Raw genomic sequence first — 17878 nt, forward strand, 5'->3', positions numbered from 1 at the left:
TTATTTGTAATATAATTAGAACATGAATTTAATAAAGATATTTGAGATGCAAAAAGAATTGGATAATAAAATCAGAGAAAAAAGTTTAAGTCTTAATCCAACATTTAACAAAGAAGACTTTATAGTTCAAAAAACTCTAGCGCTTTTAATTGAAGCTGCTGAATATGTAAATGAAGTTCAAAGTTTTAAATATTGAAAATCACAAAAGAATGTAAATAAATTAGCTGTAACTGAAGAATTTGCTGATTTAATCCATTTCTTAGTTAATTTTGCTTATAAATTTGATGTTCTACCTGAAATAGAACCAAAAATAATTAATCAGGATATAAACATTCAATTCCAACATTTATTTATTTCATTAGCAAACATAATGAAAAAAGTTAATAAATCAAATATCGAACACGCGTTTCAAGTTGCATTGGGTTCATTTGTAATGTTAGGGTTTACATATGAAGATTTATATGATGCGTATGTTCTTAAAAATCAAAAGAACTACGACCGTATTAAAAATAATTATTAAAAAATAACCAGCTACAGAAGTTGGTTATTTATTTTTTATAAAAATTAAATTATCAAATTGCTTATTGTGCTTAGCAATTCATTTATTGTAAATTTTGAATTTGTGTTTGTATTTATTGAGAAGTTTTAGTGCAAAACCAACCCCAATAAATACTACGTAAATGATAATTGATACTGTATTTTTGAATTCTCATTGGCCACCTAAAATTCAAGGGAAGAATGTGATTAATAAGATAAATGACATTATACAAATATCAATAATGTAAATAGTTTTTTCTCAAACAGGTATTTTTGAAATTCTTTTCTTTGCAGCTAATCTGAATGCTATAAAGAATGTGATTAAGTCTTCAATTAATAATGCAATCGAACTGGTTATAATTGTTGCTTTGAAGAACTCATCGCTATATTCTTTATCTAAGAATATAGTAGGAACAAGTCATAATGTAATCATTGAAATCATTATTATAACTGTAGAGAAAACGATCGCATTTTTAAATTCACCCTTTTTATTTTTATGATGCAATGAATTGAATAAGTAACCATCTTCAGAAAGAGGAACAAGCTTTCTAGCAGTCGCAACTGTTTGAAAAATTCTAAATCCTAAATCATTACATAATAATCCAATAATGAAGATAGAAACTCCAAATGCACCTAATCCATAGGTGTATATTTTTGAAATTTCGTTTGAGCCATCTCCATTAGTTACTTTTAATGAGTTTGGTATGAATAAATAGAGTGAAAAGAATATTAGATAAAATCCAAATATGAAAGCTAATGATGTTAATAATATTTTTCTAAAACTCTTGAACTTAACATCTTTAGCCATAGCAGCAACATCTTCAGTTCCTGCAAAAGCATACATAAATAAAAGAACATCAGCGATAATTAATTGAGGTGTAACTTTTTTGTATGTAGCCGAGTCAGGTAATGTAGCTTCCTTTGAAACAGCAACTAACATTACAAAGATGGCTAAGATAAGTATTATTCATTTAAATAATGAGGCAATGAAAATAATTTTCTTATTTGTTTTTAATCCAATTGTTGAAATAGCAATTATGGAAATGAATAGTAAGATCGAAATCCCTCTAACTATTCACATAACTAAGCTGTGTTGAGGAAATTCTTCTGGTTTAGGTAGTATGATTTCAACAACATCAGCTAAGAATAAAGGTGCAATCGCTGATAAAAGTGGTGTTTGAATAAATTGGTTTCATCCGATGAAGAAAACAAGATTTCTAAGACCGCGTTTCTTTGATTTTGTTAATTTACCATCAACAACATCATCATCTAAATGTCTTGCGTAAGCATACGAACCACCGTAGTGATCATTATATTGATTTGATAATCTAGAGAATACCAACATTATTCCGAAGCATATAAATGCTGAGAGTATCATTACAAGATACCCTCAGTAAGATATGTTCATAATTGTTGATATTGTAGTTATAAAACCTATACCAACGACAAAATTAATTGTAAAAAATGTAAAACTTTTCTGTGTGAACTGCTTTTGCATTTTTTATTATTTTGCTTTTATTTCGTTAGAAGGTTTTTGACTATTGAAAATTACATTGTAAATTTCATCATATGTTTTAACAGGTACATATGTTAAGTTTTCTTTAATTTCAAAAGGAATGTCTTTTAAGTTTTTAATATTGTTTTCAGGTATGAAAATCATTTCAAGTCCTTTTTGACTAGCTGCAAATGATTTTTCTTTTAAACCACCAATTTCAAGGACTTTTCCTCTTAATGTAATTTCACCAGTCATTCCAATTGTGTTAGGAACTGGTCTTTTTGAAAGAGCAGAAATAATTGCAGTTGTAAATGTTACACCAGCACTTGGTCCATCCTTAGGGACTGCTCCTTCAGGTACGTGAATATGAATTGTATTGTTTTCAAAATCAAACTCATCAACACCGAATTTTTCAGCATTTGCTCTAACGAAAGTTAAAGCAATTTGAGCTGATTCTTGCATAACTTCTTTAAGTGAACCAGTTAACTTAATTTCTGATTTACCTGGGTATGTAGTTACCTCGATCGGCAATGTTGAGCCACCAAATGATGTGTAAGCTAATCCTGTTACTAAACCTGGAACAACATCTTCTTCTTTTTCTTCTTGTTTGAATTTAATTACACCAAGTAATTCTTCGATTTTATCAAGTGTAATTACATATTCTTTTAATGATGGCTCATCAAAAGTCTTAACAACTATTTTTCTAGCAATCTTATCTAATGTACGTTTAAGACCTCTGACTCCAGCTTCAAGTGTGTAATGTTGAATGATGTATTTAAGCATATCATCTGAAATCTGGAAGTATTTTTCAGCTAAAGTAGCTTGCTCAAGCACTTTTGGTATTAAGTGTTCTCTAGCAATGCTTAATTTTTCACTCAATGTGTATGAAGATAATTCAATAACTTCGACCCTGTCAATTAATGCAGGTGGTATGTTTTCGTAGTAGTTAGCTGTAGCAATGAAAATACATTTTGATAAGTCGTATTCGTGTTCTAAGTAGTGATCTTGGAATCTTGTGTTTTGCTCTGGGTCTAAAACTTCAAGCATTGCACTTGCTGGATCACCTTTCATATCAGATGCCATTTTATCAATCTCATCAAGAAGGACAACAGGGTTTGAAACTCCTGCATACATCATTCCTTTGATGATTTTTCCAGGCATAGCTCCTACGTAAGTTCTTCTGTGTCCTCTAATTTCGCTTTCGTCATGAACTCCTCCAAGTGAAACTTTAACGAATTTTCTATTCAAAGCACTTGCGATAGCTTTTGAAAGTGATGTTTTCCCTGTTCCAGGAGGACCGACAAGAGTTAAGATAGGAACATTGTTAAATGTGTTTGTTTCTTCATTGTTTTTAAACAATGAAAGGTCAATTTCAAATTTATCATCAATCTTGATTTTATTTTCATCAAGTTTTTTAACTTGGTTGTTTTTAATAATAACAGCTAAGTATTCAATAATTCTTTGCTTAATTTCATTTAAACCATAGTGGTGTTTATCTAAAACTTCTCTAACTCTGTTTATGTCTAATAATTCGTGTTGAACTTTTCTTCAAGGAAGTTTCTTAAGAGTATTAATGTATGATTTGATGATTGAAGCTTCAGGAGAAACAGGAACCATTTCTTCTGATTTTTTAGTTTCGGCATCAATAAGTTTAATAACACTTTCAGGGAAGATGTCTTTGAATTTTGAATTGATGATTTGTGCATACTCATCATCAGATGCAGATGGGTTAAGTTCTTTAATTTGTTCTTGAAGAGCTTTTAATTTTTCTCTAAGTAAGAATTCTGTTTGTTGCTTACTTAATTTTTGTGTCATCTTACCTTTTAATTCTGTTTCTGCTTGAAGAATTTCATTAATTTTTGCAGTAGCTTGAATTAAGTAAGTTTGGTATCAAAATCTGTTGTATGGTTCTTTGAAAATTTCAAGTCTTTCTGGAACAACTACAGGTGAAATGTGGTTTAAGAAAGTAGCGATTAATGCACTTGCATAATCTTCAGAGAATCTATCAGTTCTACCTTCAAAGTATCTGTTTGTTAAATCGACAATACTTGTGAATGTAAAGTGTCTTCCTGATAAAGGTTCAGTTTTAAATAAGCCAATAAAATCGGAATCAGCAAATTGTTGTGGTTTATCTTCTTCAAGGTCAATTCCGACACCTGCAAAAATTGAGAAAGTTTGCAAGTAGTCATAAACTTCCCTTAATTCTTTTTTAGATAATGTAGCAGGCAAGTCAACAAATGCTCCACCTTCTCCATTTTCTGAACCTATGAAACCTTTATATTCAACGTGTGATTGAACTCCTTCAGGAAGAGTTTCAAGCATTTTGAATCCATTAGGTAAATAGAATTGTGAAATAACTTTATAAACTACGATAAATGAATCTGTTGTAGCTTTATAAATTACTTCAAGTGGTTTTACATAGTTACCATAAACAATTTCATCTGTTGATTCAGGTTTTGCATATAAAACAACTGCTCTTCCTGATTCTTTAAGTAATTCTTCACGGTTCTTTTTAAGATCTTCAACAAGAACTTTTTCTGTAACCTCAGTTTCCATAAAACCACCAGGAATTGAATAAAAATCTGGTGTTTCAAAGAATGTTATATAGCCTGATTTATCAGCTTTCGCTTTTTTAATATATTCATTAAAAGTCATCATTCTCCTTCTATTTGTCTTTTACAACAATGTTAACGATTTTTCCAGGTACAAAGATCTCTTTGACGATTTCTTTACCTTCTAATCATTTTGTTACTTGTTCTTTTGCTTTTTCTAAAACTTCTTCTTTTTGTGCTGTTTTTGAAACTGTTAATTCAGCTCTAACTTTTCCGTTAACTGTAATTCCATAAGTTACTTCATCCATTTCTAATGCAGAATTATCTATAGCAAAGTCATATAGGTTTTTTGAGTCAAAGTATTTGCTTGATAATTCTCAAACAACGTGTGGAATGAATGGTTCAAGAATGTTTAATAAAACATAGAACATTTCTGTGATTAATTCAGGTTTTGTGATTGAATCATATTCATTCATAATTTCCATAGTTCAAGAAACTAAAGTGTTAAATGAGAATGAATTATCATCACTTTCAAATGTGTTCTTTTGTTTTTGCATTCCTTGGTAAAGTTTGAGTCTTGCAATTTTTTCTTGAGCACTTAAGGTTGACTTGTCAATGTTTTTAAAGTCTGAATTTACATCAATTTCAGAACTTCTATCGTAAAGTCTATTGATGAATTTAAAACATCCAATAACACCTGAATCACTTCATTCAAGTTCTTTTTGAGGAGGAGCTGCAAATAAGATAAATAATCTAGTTGTATCAGCGCCATAGGTGTTAATCATTTCTCCAGGTTCAACTGTATTACCTTTTGATTTAGACATCTTAGCACCATCTTTAAGCACCATACCTTGAGTTAATAAATTAGCAAATGGTTCTCTAAAGTTTACTAAACCTAAGTCAGATAATGCTTTGGTGAAGAATCTTGCATAAAGTAAGTGTAAAATAGCGTGTTCAATTCCACCGATGTATAAGTCAACTGAATTTCAGTAATCTAAGTTTTCTTTCTTGAAAATAACTTCGTCACGTAAGTTTGATGGTGTTGTATATCTTAAGAAATATCAACTTGATTCAAAGAATGTGTCTAATGTATCAGTTTCTCTTGTTGCTTTTGAACCACAAAGATGACAAGTTGTATTCATTCATTCTTCATTAGTTAAAAGTGGATTACCCTGACCCGTGAACTTAACTTCTTCAGGTAATAAAACAGGTAATTGGTCAAGCGAAACAGGAACTGTTCCACATTTTTCACAGTGCACAAGAGGAATTGGTGTTCCTCAATATCTTTGTCTTGAGATACCTCAGTCACGTAAGTTGTATTTAACTTCTTTAGTTAATTTAGTTTCTTCAACTTGAACTAAATTATTATCTAAAAAGTCTAAATGGTTAACTTCCATAAAAGTGGTGTGTGTTTGATTATTTGATGAAACGATAGTTGCATCTTTGTTTGGATTATTTGATGCAAAATCAGTAATGATAACTTGAACTAAGCTACTATCGAAAGGATTTTTAACAGTGTAAGGTGTTTTGATAAAAATTTTCTTTGAAAATTCTTTTTTAACAAAGTTTAAGTTGATTTCTTCAAGTAAGTCTAAAGCTTCTTGATTAAAGTAGTTTGCTTCTTTTAAGGCATCAACTAATTTATGTTTATTTGAGATAGCAACATAATCAATTTTTGAAATGTAATCTAAATTTCATTCATAGACATTAAGTGTGTTTTGACTGTTATCTGCAAATTCAAATGTTAATTTGTAATCTTCAGTTCTTCCAATTCAATTTTTTTGCATCGTAAGAACTTGTTGAGGTCAATGTCCTTCAAGAGATTTAAGGTCTTCAAGTAATTCATCAGCATACTCGGTAATTTTTAAGTAGTAAGTATCCATTTCTTTTTGAATAACTTGATTTCCACATCTTCAACATTTGTTATCTTCAACTTGTTCGTTAGCTAAAACTGTTTGGTCAAATTCACATCAGTTTAATGAGCTTTTCTTTTTGTAAATTAAACCTTTTTCTCAAAGTTTGATGAAAATGTATTGTTCTCATTTTGTGTATGAGGCATCACAAGTGATTGTTTCATAATCTCAAGCAAATGAAATTCCTAATCTTTTAATTTCATCATCCATTGATGTAATGTTTTGATATGTTCAGCTTTTTGGATGTGTTCCGTTTTTGATTGCTGCATTTTCAGCAGGTAAACCAAAAGCATCTCAACCAAATGGGTGAAGGACATTGAAACCTTTTCTTCTAAAGTATCTAGCTACAGCATCACCGATTGAGTAATTACGAACGTGTCCCATATGCAATTTTCCACTTGGGTAAGGGAACATACTTAAGACATATTTTTTAGGTAAACTAAAATCATCTTTTGGTTCAAAAGCATTAGTTTCTGCTCAGATTTTTCTTCACTTTGAATCAATTTCTTTAAAGTTAAATTTTGACATAAACACCTTTCTATGAATCACACTTATTCACTGTGAAATTATTTAGGATGTTATCTAAAAACTTAGTTTTAGATAAGGTAAAAATAAATATATAAATTATAAAATAATTTATTGCAATATTGCTCAAATTAAATGATAAATATAAAGCGATAGAACCTGCAAAATAATTTGGAATACCAAAGAAGAAAACTTTGAATTTTTTATCATAGTTAGCAATCATTTCATTAAACGAAACAGCATCTAGTTGCTTGAATAATTTGAAATAAATTAAGTTAAATAAAAATGTATTCAAAAATGTTATTATTGCAATTGTTACTAATGAACTTATGCCTAAGATTAAAAGGGTTGAAAGTTCTTTTTTAAGCTTAGATTTTCATAATAATTTTCCAAATAAATAAGAACTGAAAACGAAGACACCTTGCATTAATAAAAGAATAAAGTTTCCTAGAAATGCAATATCTAATGTAGTTGATTTAATTGTTATAAAAGGACTTATCAAAAAGTTTGAAATAAGCATTATTAATGAATATTGAATATCGATAATAAAAGCAGTTAAAAAAGCTGAAATTAAAAGGAAATTGAAAGTTAAAAATGAATTAAATGGAATGAAACTTCCGATAATGCTGAAAACAATAGAAATAGCTAACATCAAACCTGTGAAAGCCATCTTGAAAATAACATTCATATTTTCGTTATTTCAAACTAAAAATTGTTTTTTTTGCATTATTTTCCTCCTTTTTTACACTTTTTACTTTTCGCGATATAAAAATATATTCATTAAATAATATCATTATTTCATCTTATTAGTAAAAAAATCCAAAAAAGAACAAATTATGAACTAGAGACTGAATTAGTTCATTTTTCATATGACTATAAAAAACAAGTGTGTTGAATTTTAAACAATTAAAAAGTAATATATTCAGTTTATTTTTTAGATTGTTATGGTAAAATTAAGTATATTTTTACAATTAATATTTTGTTAAAAATATTCAATTTAGTTAATAAAGAGGCAATATGGGTAAGATTACGTTTTATAAAGATAACAAACCATATTATGACAAAGAAAATGGATTATCTTATGTTGAAGTTATTAAAGACTTTTTAGTAACAAAAGCAAAAGAAGCTAATTGCTATGGTTTTATTGTAGGTATCAGTGGAGGGATCGATTCTTCACTTGTGTATGCAATAGCAAAACAACTTCCTTTAAAAGTTAAAGGAGTTGTGATGTCAGTCAATGGAATGTTACAAAGTGATTTAGAACATATTAAAAAACTTGAAGAAAAGTTTGATGATAAATTTGAGTACATTGATTTAACTGATGCTTTTAACGCTTTAAGCAAGCAAGTTAATGTTAAAAATCAATTAGCAGTTGCTAACATTAAACCGCGTTTAAGAATGACAACTTTATATGCTCTAGCTCAAGAAAATAATTTACTTGTGTTAGGAACAGATAATAAAGATGAAACATTCATTGGTTACTTCACAAAGTATGGTGATGGAGGAGTTGATTTACTTCCGATTTGTCATCTTACAAAAGGTGAAGTTAGATTTTTAGCTTCACTTCAAAATGTACCAAGTGAAATTATTAACAAAGCACCATCAGCAGGATTATGAGAAAATCAAACTGATGAAGATGAATTAGGTTTATCATATGCTCAACTTGATTTTTATTTAGATCACTTAAATGACTATGAACAAATCAAATCAGTATTACCAGAAGAAGTTATTAAGAAAATTGAATATAAACATAAAATCTCACAACACAAAAGAGATTCAATTTATAAACCAAATGATATAGATTAGGAGAGATAAATTATGGCAGGACATTCACACGCAGCGAATATAGCACATAGAAAAGGCGCACAAGATGCAGCAAGAGGAAAAATTTTTCAAAAATTATCTAAAGAAATTTTTGTTGCAGCAAGATTAGGAGCAGATCCTGATACTAACCCAGCTTTAAAATTAGCAATTGCTAAGGCTAAATCAAAAAATATGCCAAAAGACAACATTGAAAGAGCAATTGCAAAAGCAGCTGGAGATAAAAATGCAAACGCATTTATTGAAACTGTTTTTAACGCTACTGTAGGTGGAGGAGCAACATTTATCGTTGTTACATTATCAGACAACCTTAACAGAGTTAAATCAAATATTCAGTCATACTTTAACAAACAAAATGCTACATTAGGTAAAACAGGTCAAATTCCATATCCATTCAGAAAATTAGGAATCATTGAAATTGCTAAAGAATTAGTTAATGAAGATGATTTAATGGAAGTTGCACTTGAAAATGGTTCAGAAGATGTTGAAACATATGATGAATCATTTGTATTAACAACATTACCTGAAAACTTCACAGATTTAAAAAATGCAATTGAAGATAAATTCGGTCAAATTGACTTTATCCAATGTGAAGTAACATATGTACCAGATATGTATGTAGAATATGATCAAGAAAAGAAAGACAAATTATTAGAATTTGCAGACAAATTAAAAGAGGATGATGACGTTCAAGATGTTTATCATAACATCGAAACTGAAGAATAATGCAAATAATTAGAGATTTTTTCGAAACCCTCAAATTAAGCACAGGTAATGAAGGGTTATCTTACTTCATTCTAATACTTGTCACATTACTTTGCTTATTAGCTATACCAACTATTCTTTCATTCATTTTCCCACTTATTAAATTAAGTAAGAATGGTTGAAAAAATCTGTCATTTTATTTATACTCATTTTCAACAGGTTTTTTCTTAGTGTTAGCTACATTTGGTTTTTTAAGAGAATCGCTTGAATTAGCAAATCAAGGTGCATGAACAGACAATGTAAACGTCTATGGGTATAGCATTTTAGTCGTAGTTGTCGGTCTTGCTGTAGGTATCTTATTTTCATTCACGCTTAAGTATGCAATTACTTATCAAATTAATAAAAAACTTAAAAAATCAAATAATAGAAAGTTAAACGCATTTGTTCACGACCACGATCACGGTGATGAACACGAGCACGGTGATTTTGATTTCTCACACCCACATTCAGAACATTTTTACGAAGTTAAGAAATATAATAAAAATCAAAATATATTTTTAAGACAAAGTAAAAATTATAATAACTCAAAACACGTTCATTATCATCCTGATTACATCTTTTCAAATGATGAGTCAATTATTAAAGCTGAACAAGAAGCGATTAATTCAGCTTCAAATAAATTAAAAGTTATTGCTTTGTTACTACTTTTAACTCACAGAATTCCAGAAGGATTATTATTAGGATACAACTTAAATTTAGCAGCAAACGGTCACGAAAACTCACTTACTATGGCTTATTTTGCTTCTTTAGTTTTACACTTAATCCCTGAAGAAACAATCTTCTATTTCAGACTTAGAGAAGCAGGATACTCAAGAATTCAATCATTGTTATTATCATTTTTAGGGCTTTCATTATTTTTACCATTTATGCTAATTGGTTGCTATGCAGGTGCAGCAATTGAGAAAAACTGAATACTAAAAGGAATGATGATGTCAGCAATCGCAGGAATTTTCATTTTCACTACTTTAATTGAGTTTATTCCTGAGTTTTATCATTCACATATGTCGAAGAAAAAATGATATTTCATCCTTGCATTCTTATTTATTGGTGTAATCTTTGCTGCATTAATTCTTTCATTCCATACACACAATCACTCACATTAATTGTGAGTTTTTGTTTTATTTATCATATTGCTGTAGATATTTTCGATGTAATAAAACATATTGATAACAATTTCTGCAAAACTTATATAATTTAAATATTAAATATTTAAATTTTTACAACACAAACAAAAAGGATTTGAATGAAAACAAAATACAAAATAAGCTTACTTTCGTGTTTATGTGTAGTTTTTGTAATTCTGTTTATTTTGCTAACTTCAATTTTAGTAAAAAATAACGAAGCAACTGCATTAACTTGAGAAATTGGTTTAGTTGTTGTCGCAATGATTTTAGTTTTTGCATCACTAGCAATTACACTAGTTTGAATTACAAAGATTTTTGCAAGGTCAAGAAACATTGTTAAAAACTCTTTTGATTCATTTACTGAAGATATTATGTCAAGTAATAACATCGGATTTGTTATTTACAATGCTGAACATAAAATCATTTGAGCAAGTAACTTTATCAAAAACAAGTTTCACAAAGATTTTATTGATATTCACATTAAGACATTTTTTACAACAATTTCAGATAACAAAGAATTTTTAGAGCTTGATATGAATCAAACTAAAATTGAGTTTGAAAATAATAAAAACATTTATGAAGCTCAATTCTGACCATTATCAAACATCATAATTATTCGTGATATTACAACTGAAACTTTATTTAAAAATGAAGTTCATGACCAAAAAACTGTTATTGGTGAAATTGAAATTGATAACTACCAAATGTATCAATCAATCTTATCTGAAGAGCAACTTTACTTAGTTAATAAAACAATTATTGATACATTCAATGAATATTCAAAAGAATACAACTTAATTTATAGACAATATACAAATGGTAAGTTCATTGTTATTACAGACCAGGTTTCACTTTACAATATGTCTAAAGATAAGTTTTCTTTATTTACAAATATTAAAAAGAATGTTCCGGACACATCAATCGGTAAACTTTCGCTTAGTGTTGGGTTTGCTAGAGGATGAAGCTCGCTTAAAGAGAAATTAGAGCAAGCTAAAAAAGCTTTAGTTCAAGCTCAAAACCGTGGAGGAGACCAGGTTGCGATTTTCAGTGATACCGAGACTGCAATTTATTATGGTTCAAATATCGAAATTGTGTCTAACAATAATATGACTAAAATTAAGAAAATTTCAGATGAGTTTCTTAAAAAACTTGATAGCGACCAAATTACAAAAGTTATTGTTTATGGACACAAATCAGCAGATATGGACTCATTAGGTTCTTCATATGGAATTGCATATTTAGCTCATCAAAGAGGTAAGAAAGCTTACATATGTGCTGAATCATTCGATATGACTACAACATATTTTAGAGATGAACTTAGTCACAAAAACAACGTTTATGAAGATACAGATTTAAACTTAGAAAAAATTATCATAAGCGCAAATAAAGCATCAAGATTAACAGACTTAAACACATTAGTTGTGTTTGTAGATAATTCAGATCCAAGTCGTACAGATAATAAGGATGCTATTTTAAATGCAGACAGGGAAAATATTTTCGTATTTGACCACCACAGAGTCGGAAAACAAATTGATTATTGTCCCGTTACAAATATTTATGTTGAAACAACAGCTTCTTCAGCTTCAGAAATTGTTACTGAAATTTTTATGCTCACAGATAGGGAATGAAAATTCTCGCCATTATGTGCTCAATTACTTTTAGGTGGTATTTTAGTTGATACAGTACAATTTACAAAATCAGTCTCAGCTAGAACATTCCAAGCAAGTGCTTGGTTGCAATCAAAAGGCGCAAATGTAGTTGAAGGAAGCGAAATTCTTAAAATTGATGAAACAACAAAAGAACAAATTAATACTATTTTAGAAAATGCACAAGAAGTTAAAAAAGGTTGCTACTTAGCATATTCTCCAATCGAAGTTGAAGCTGACGTTATTTCAATGGCTGCTAATGAACTTCTTAAAACAAAAGGTAGAGTTGCTTCCTTCGTTATCGCAAGACTTAAGGGGACAAACTTATACAAACTTAGTGCTAGAGGTATAAATACAAACGTTCAGATTATTACTGAGCAAGTTGGTGGAGGTGGACACTTTGGAACAGCTGCTGCTATTTCAAATGAAGAATTAGAAACATTTGTTAACAATGTGCACCACGCAATAACAACAACAGAAAGAGAGTTAAAAGATGAAAGTTATACTAATTAAAGATTGTAAAGATGGAAAAGCTAACACAGTTATCGAAGTATCAAATGGTTATGGTTCAAACTACTTAGTTAAAAATGGTTTTGGAGTTCCATACAATGAACAAACTGCAAGACAATTACAAAGAAGATTAGATGATTTATCAGCTGATGAACATGAAAAAAGAACAGGTGCTTTAAGACTTAAAGAAAAATTAGAAGAGTTAAGATTAGAATTTACTTTAGAAGCTAATATTGATGGAAATTCTAATTTAAATGTACACGGTTCAGTATCTACAAAAGATGTTGATAAAAAATTAACTTCATTAGGTTACAAGTTACCAAAACATTCAATCCAAAAAGTGCATTTAGTTTCAGAAGGATTGCACGATGTTGAAATTGTTTTATACAAAGATATAAAAGCAACTTTAAGAGTGGAAATTAAAATTAAAAATGTTAAGAAATAATAGAAACAATCAAAACTCTTTATACAAGTGAGTTGAAACAACAATTCGTCCTTTAGCAAATACTTTGTACAAAGATGAAAAAATCGAAAGACAAGTTTTAAGTACGATAATTAATGATACTGAAAAACAATCTCTTGGTTTAGACTACCTTGTCCCTGAAGCATTTTTCAACCCTGAATACTCTACATTATTTAGATTTTTAAAAACTAGAAAAGCAAGTGAACCTAATCAAAATTACATTTTTGATTACAACACACTTTTAAACGAAATACCTAAATTCAAAGCTCAAAACCCGAGTCTTGAATGAGCTCCTTTATCAATTGAAACATTAAACAAAGTTGTTTCGACACTTTCTTCAGATGAAAACTTTTTGCCAAATGTTGAAAAGTTAATTGAACTTCACAAAAGAAGACAAGCAGAAGCTTTCTTTAGTAATTATTTAGCTGTATTAGGGCAAAATCCTAAAATTACTTGAGAAGACATTGTTACTGATGTTGAAAACTTCATTATTAGCAGTAATAATTTATCAATCAAAAATAGTGAATTTATTTCACTTGAAAGCGCTCTTGAGAAATACTTTAGTCGCCTTAAGAATGATGAAAATGAAGAAAAAGCTCTTCTTACAGAATTTAATGCAATTGATAAATATGTTAAAGGATTTAAACCTGGTCAGCTAATTATTTTGGCTGCTCGTCCAGGGGTAGGGAAAACCGCGCTTGCATTAAACATTGCAAGAAACATTATTGAAAAAGGAATGAAAGATGGTAAACCAAAAAATGTAGCTTTTATTTCTCTTGAGATGCCTACATCAGAACTTACAACTAGATATTTAGCAACTTCTACACTAATAGATATGTACAAATTGCAAAATATCAAACTCTTAAAAAACAATTATGAAGATTTAATGAAAATTCATCACGTTGTTTCAAGTATGCAAAGAACACCTGATGAAAATCAAATTTGATTTGATGATGATCCTAAATCAAAAATTAATGAAATCATTTTTAAAATTAAACATTTAATTAAAAACACAAACAAAGTGGACTTAATTGTAATTGACTATTTACAATTGATTTCAGGTGGAAATCAAGCAACAGGAAATAGACAAAACGAAGTTGCGATGATTTCACGTTCACTAAAAACCCTTGCTCTAGAGCTTAAAATTCCAATTATTGCTCTATCACAGTTATCCAGAAGTGTTGAAAATAGAGAAGACAAGCGTCCACAATTAAGTGACCTTAGAGAATCCGGATCAATTGAGCAAGATGCTGACATTGTTATTTTCTTAAGTAGAAAGAAACTTAAAAAATCAGCACACAATGATGATGACGAAGTTAAAAAATTCGAATCAATCCCTGTGACCCTATCAGTTGCTAAAAACCGTAATGGTGAACCTGGTCAAGCAACTTTAATTTACACAGGTAAGTATGTACAATTTTTAGACGATATGACGAATGAAAGAGGTGGATTTTAATGGACTCCGGTTATTATAGGAACCAAAAAAATAATTCTTTAGAGGTGTACTATGGATAGTAAAACAGTAATTACAATTGTTTTATGCATAGTTATGCTTATATTATTTATTTTAAGTAGTATCTTTAGTGGAAGTGAAACTGCTTACTCAACAGTTTCACCTGCTAAAGTTTATGAATTAGTTGAAAACGAACATAGATTTGGAAAGTTAATTGACAAACAAGTTAAAAAATACAATCAAATTCTAAGTACCATTTTAATTGGTAACAACTTAGTTAACGTAGCTTCATCAGCTACAATGTCTTATGTTTTATCAAAATATCTTTCTGATAATGACTCACTTGTTGTTATTATCTCAACAGTAGTAGTTACTCCAATCTTAGTATTATTTGGTGAAATAACACCTAAATTAATTGCTAAAAATAATCCAATTAGATACTTAAAGGTTTTCTGTTTATTCAATGAACTAATGTTCTGAATATTCTTTCCAATCACTTTCTTTATTAGCAAGCTTAGCAAAAATGTTTATGTTACAAACTCAGAAAGTGACATTAAATCAATGCTAGCACTTGCTAACGAGGAAGGGGTGCTGCAAACCGGAGAAAGTATTTTAGCTCAAAATGCTTTAGATTTAGATTCAACAAAAGTTGCACAACACTACATTAGATTAAAAGATGTAACTTACATTTCTTATAAAGCTAGTGTAGCAGAAGCGATTGAAATATTCAAGGATACAAACTATTCAAGATTACCAATTGAAAAAGATGGACAACTTATTGGAATTGTTTTATTAAAAGACATATTCTCACTTAAAAAAGGTAAAGTGATTAATTATATGAAACAAGTTCCAAGCATTTCAGCTAACTCAATTCTTTCAAGTGCTCTTGAAAAAATGAGAGCAGCAAGAGCTCAAATGGCTTTTGTTGTTGAAAACAACAACTCTACAGATGTTTTAGGTATCATTACAATTGAAGACATCATTGAAGAAATCATTGGAGAAATCTATGATGAATACGATGATGATGAGCAAATTTATGAAATTTCACTTGAAAGAGCTAAAGCTCATTCAAACGTTAAAATGTCTGATTTAATTAAGCAACTTGAGATTGATGAAGAACTTATAAGTGATGATGAAAAAGCTATGGACTTGAAAACTTATTTATTAACTAAGACAAATTCAACTAAACTACTTAAATCAACAAAATTCACTATCGAAGATGAAATTAGCTTCAAAGTTATTGAATTAGTTAAAAATAAAAAATATTCGGCAATCATTGAAGTTAACAAATTATAAAAAGTAGCAGTAATAAACTGGGACACTAAAAATGGACAGAAGGTTTAATTAGACATAATAACACCTCAATGTTGTTGGGGTGTTTTTCAATCTAATTTTGATTGAATTCTTTCATTATTGTATCAAAAAATAAACTCATTAATTATTTTGCTAAGATCATCAAAAGTTATCTGGGTTATATCAATTAATTTTAAACATTCAGACTTTAAAATGGAAAAGAAATATTCTGCTTCTCTGTTGTCTAGAGAGTTGCCAACTCTCCCCATTGAAACAATGCCATTATTTTTAGATATTGTTTGCAAATAATCTTTAGATGAATATTGGAAACCATGGTCTGAATGTGCTATTCATTGTTTGTTCAATTTTATTTTTGACATGTGTTTCATAACTAAATCTAAATCATTTATTTTTGACAAATTGTAATTTACAATAAATTCACTTTTGTGGTCAATGGCAATTGACAAAAAAACAAAATTGTTTTCACAATCTTTTGGTGCTGTAATATATGTAACATCTGTTGCGATTATTTGGTTGGTTTTTCCATTGTAATCACGTTTTACAAGGTCTACAAATTTAACATTTGTGTTTTTTCTTTCTCTATCTTTTTTCTTTCTTCTAATTAAACAATGTAATTGCAATCTATTCATAATTCTGCCAATAGTCCTATAATTAAGCAAAATCTGATATTTTTGTTTAATGTAATTTTCTAATCTTTTTCTTCCAAATATACATTTATTCTTTTTAAAAGCTTCTAATATTAATTCATCATTTTTATGATCAATTTTTTTGGTTTTAGATTTTTGCTCTTTGCTTTTTCAATTATGAATTGTTGATTTTGATCTGTTAAATATAATCGCTAATTTTCTAGTTGAAACAGAAGTTTTTTTGATTTTAGATATATCAACATCAAAGTTATTCCTATCGAATGAATCTTTAAAAATTTCCAAAATTTCAATCAATTGTTCTTTTGGCATTTTTTCTCATTCTTTTTTAACAATATCCATTGGTGTAATTTTTGATTTTTTAGGTCTCCCAGATCCTTTACCTTTTTTAGAAGATTTACCTGTTTGTGATATTAGATTTGTCATTCCTAAATTATATCTTTTATATTTCTCTAAAAAATTCCTCTTCGAATATGTAGATTTTTTGTCAAAAAAGCTAACACCTCTTATCGCTCGATATTTAATTTCAAAATCATTTTTTGACATTAAACTCTTCTTATAATCATCATAGTCTGAAAAAAGTTCTAGTCATTGTTCTTCTTTTAGTTGTTTCATAATAACTCCTTAATATAAAAACACAAAATACGGTATTGTCCATATTTTGCGTCCCAGTTTAGTAATGCTATTTTTTATTTATCCCTTACTCACATATATAAAAATATTTTAATTTTTAAAAATAAATCAATATTATGGTTTATAATAAAAAAATGAAAATGCAGAAAAACAGAATTATTAATATCACCAATATTCGTTGATTTCATATTAACGTTTAATTTGGTGTATTCTGTTAACAAAAACATAACAGATTACATTAAAAATGAAATCTGTTATGTAATAAATACTATAGAGGAGCTTTTAATAAAAGTAAATATTCTAGCAGGCATGCAAAGACGAATATTGAAAGGATATAAAAGCCGAAATATAGAGGTTGGCAAACTTCTATATTGGTAGAAAAGCATAAAAGATTTCTACTCTTTGGTTTAACCATTGGTGCTATAGATTTACATCCTTTTAATAACATTAATTTATTTTAAATTTTGTATTAAAGTTTTGTAG

The 17878-nt window shown here is 28.8% G+C and carries 13 protein-coding genes and 1 riboswitch; of the genes, 8 read left to right on the forward strand and 5 right to left on the reverse strand.

Annotated elements, in window-relative coordinates:
• Positions 1–22: 22 nt before the first annotated feature.
• A complete protein-coding gene (locus tag VBM91_RS01180) occupies positions 23–520 on the forward strand; it encodes a dUTP diphosphatase (RefSeq protein ID WP_257088930.1) in 498 nt (165 codons plus the stop codon).
• Between the two features lie 24 nt (positions 521–544).
• Here the strand turns inward: VBM91_RS01180 and VBM91_RS01185 are convergent, their stop codons facing one another.
• Genes VBM91_RS01185 through VBM91_RS01200 form a run of 4 tightly spaced genes read right to left on the reverse strand, consistent with a single transcriptional unit; the run spans position 545 to position 7749 of the window.
• Positions 545–2035: an APC family permease gene (locus tag VBM91_RS01185; RefSeq protein WP_323188367.1), complete on the reverse strand. Its 1491-nt coding sequence runs from the start codon at positions 2033–2035 to the stop codon at positions 545–547.
• A gap of 6 nt (positions 2036–2041) precedes the next feature.
• A complete protein-coding gene (gene lon, locus VBM91_RS01190; protein ID WP_323189016.1) occupies positions 2042–4687 on the reverse strand; it encodes an endopeptidase La in 2646 nt (881 codons plus the stop codon).
• Between the two features lie 10 nt (positions 4688–4697).
• The gene (locus tag VBM91_RS01195; RefSeq protein WP_323189017.1) at positions 4698–7025 is read right to left on the reverse strand and encodes a class I tRNA ligase family protein; all 2328 of its coding nucleotides are present in this window, start codon (positions 7023–7025) and stop codon (positions 4698–4700) included.
• 10 nt (positions 7026–7035) lie between these two features.
• Positions 7036–7749, reverse strand: coding sequence for an MPN527 family putative ECF transporter permease subunit (locus tag VBM91_RS01200; protein ID WP_323189018.1), 714 nt, complete (start codon positions 7747–7749; stop codon positions 7036–7038).
• A 290-nt stretch (positions 7750–8039) separates the two neighbouring features.
• On the opposite strand from VBM91_RS01200, the gene nadE reads away from it, so the two are divergent.
• From nadE to VBM91_RS01235, 7 genes are all read left to right on the forward strand, one after another.
• Positions 8040–8828 (forward strand): NAD(+) synthase, encoded by a 789-nt coding sequence (nadE, locus tag VBM91_RS01205; protein ID WP_323189019.1) that lies wholly within the window; start codon positions 8040–8042, stop codon positions 8826–8828.
• Positions 8829–8840: 12 nt separating this feature from the next.
• Positions 8841–9569 (forward strand): YebC/PmpR family DNA-binding transcriptional regulator, encoded by a 729-nt coding sequence (locus tag VBM91_RS01210; RefSeq protein WP_257088921.1) that lies wholly within the window; start codon positions 8841–8843, stop codon positions 9567–9569.
• Positions 9569–10711, forward strand: a complete 1143-nt coding sequence (locus VBM91_RS01215; RefSeq protein WP_323189020.1) for a ZIP family metal transporter — start codon at positions 9569–9571, stop codon at positions 10709–10711. The genes VBM91_RS01210 and VBM91_RS01215 overlap by 1 nt, the downstream gene beginning before the upstream one ends.
• 140 nt (positions 10712–10851) lie before the next feature.
• Positions 10852–12891, forward strand: coding sequence for a DHH family phosphoesterase (locus tag VBM91_RS01220; protein ID WP_323189021.1), 2040 nt, complete (start codon positions 10852–10854; stop codon positions 12889–12891).
• Positions 12872–13333 (forward strand): 50S ribosomal protein L9, encoded by a 462-nt coding sequence (gene rplI, locus VBM91_RS01225; protein WP_323188374.1) that lies wholly within the window; start codon positions 12872–12874, stop codon positions 13331–13333. The genes VBM91_RS01220 and rplI overlap by 20 nt, the downstream gene beginning before the upstream one ends.
• Positions 13320–14807 (forward strand): DnaB-like helicase C-terminal domain-containing protein, encoded by a 1488-nt coding sequence (locus tag VBM91_RS01230; RefSeq protein ID WP_323189022.1) that lies wholly within the window; start codon positions 13320–13322, stop codon positions 14805–14807. The genes rplI and VBM91_RS01230 overlap by 14 nt, the downstream gene beginning before the upstream one ends.
• 51 nt (positions 14808–14858) lie before the next feature.
• A complete protein-coding gene (locus VBM91_RS01235; protein WP_323189023.1) occupies positions 14859–16100 on the forward strand; it encodes a CNNM domain-containing protein in 1242 nt (413 codons plus the stop codon).
• A 44-nt stretch (positions 16101–16144) separates the two neighbouring features.
• Here VBM91_RS01235 and VBM91_RS01240 read toward each other — a convergent pair whose 3' ends face one another.
• Positions 16145–17377 carry an IS3 family transposase gene (locus tag VBM91_RS01240; protein ID WP_323189024.1) on the reverse strand — a complete coding sequence of 411 codons (1233 nt, stop codon included), beginning with the start codon at positions 17375–17377 and terminating at the stop codon, positions 16145–16147.
• A gap of 281 nt (positions 17378–17658) precedes the next feature.
• Positions 17659–17826: riboswitch (Lysine riboswitch) on the forward strand.
• The last annotated feature ends 52 nt before the right edge of the window (positions 17827–17878 follow it).

The sequence above is a fragment of the Mycoplasma sp. 2248 genome, assembly GCF_034863245.1.
Classification (GTDB): Bacteria; Bacillota_I; Bacilli_A; order Mycoplasmatales; family Metamycoplasmataceae; genus Mycoplasmopsis.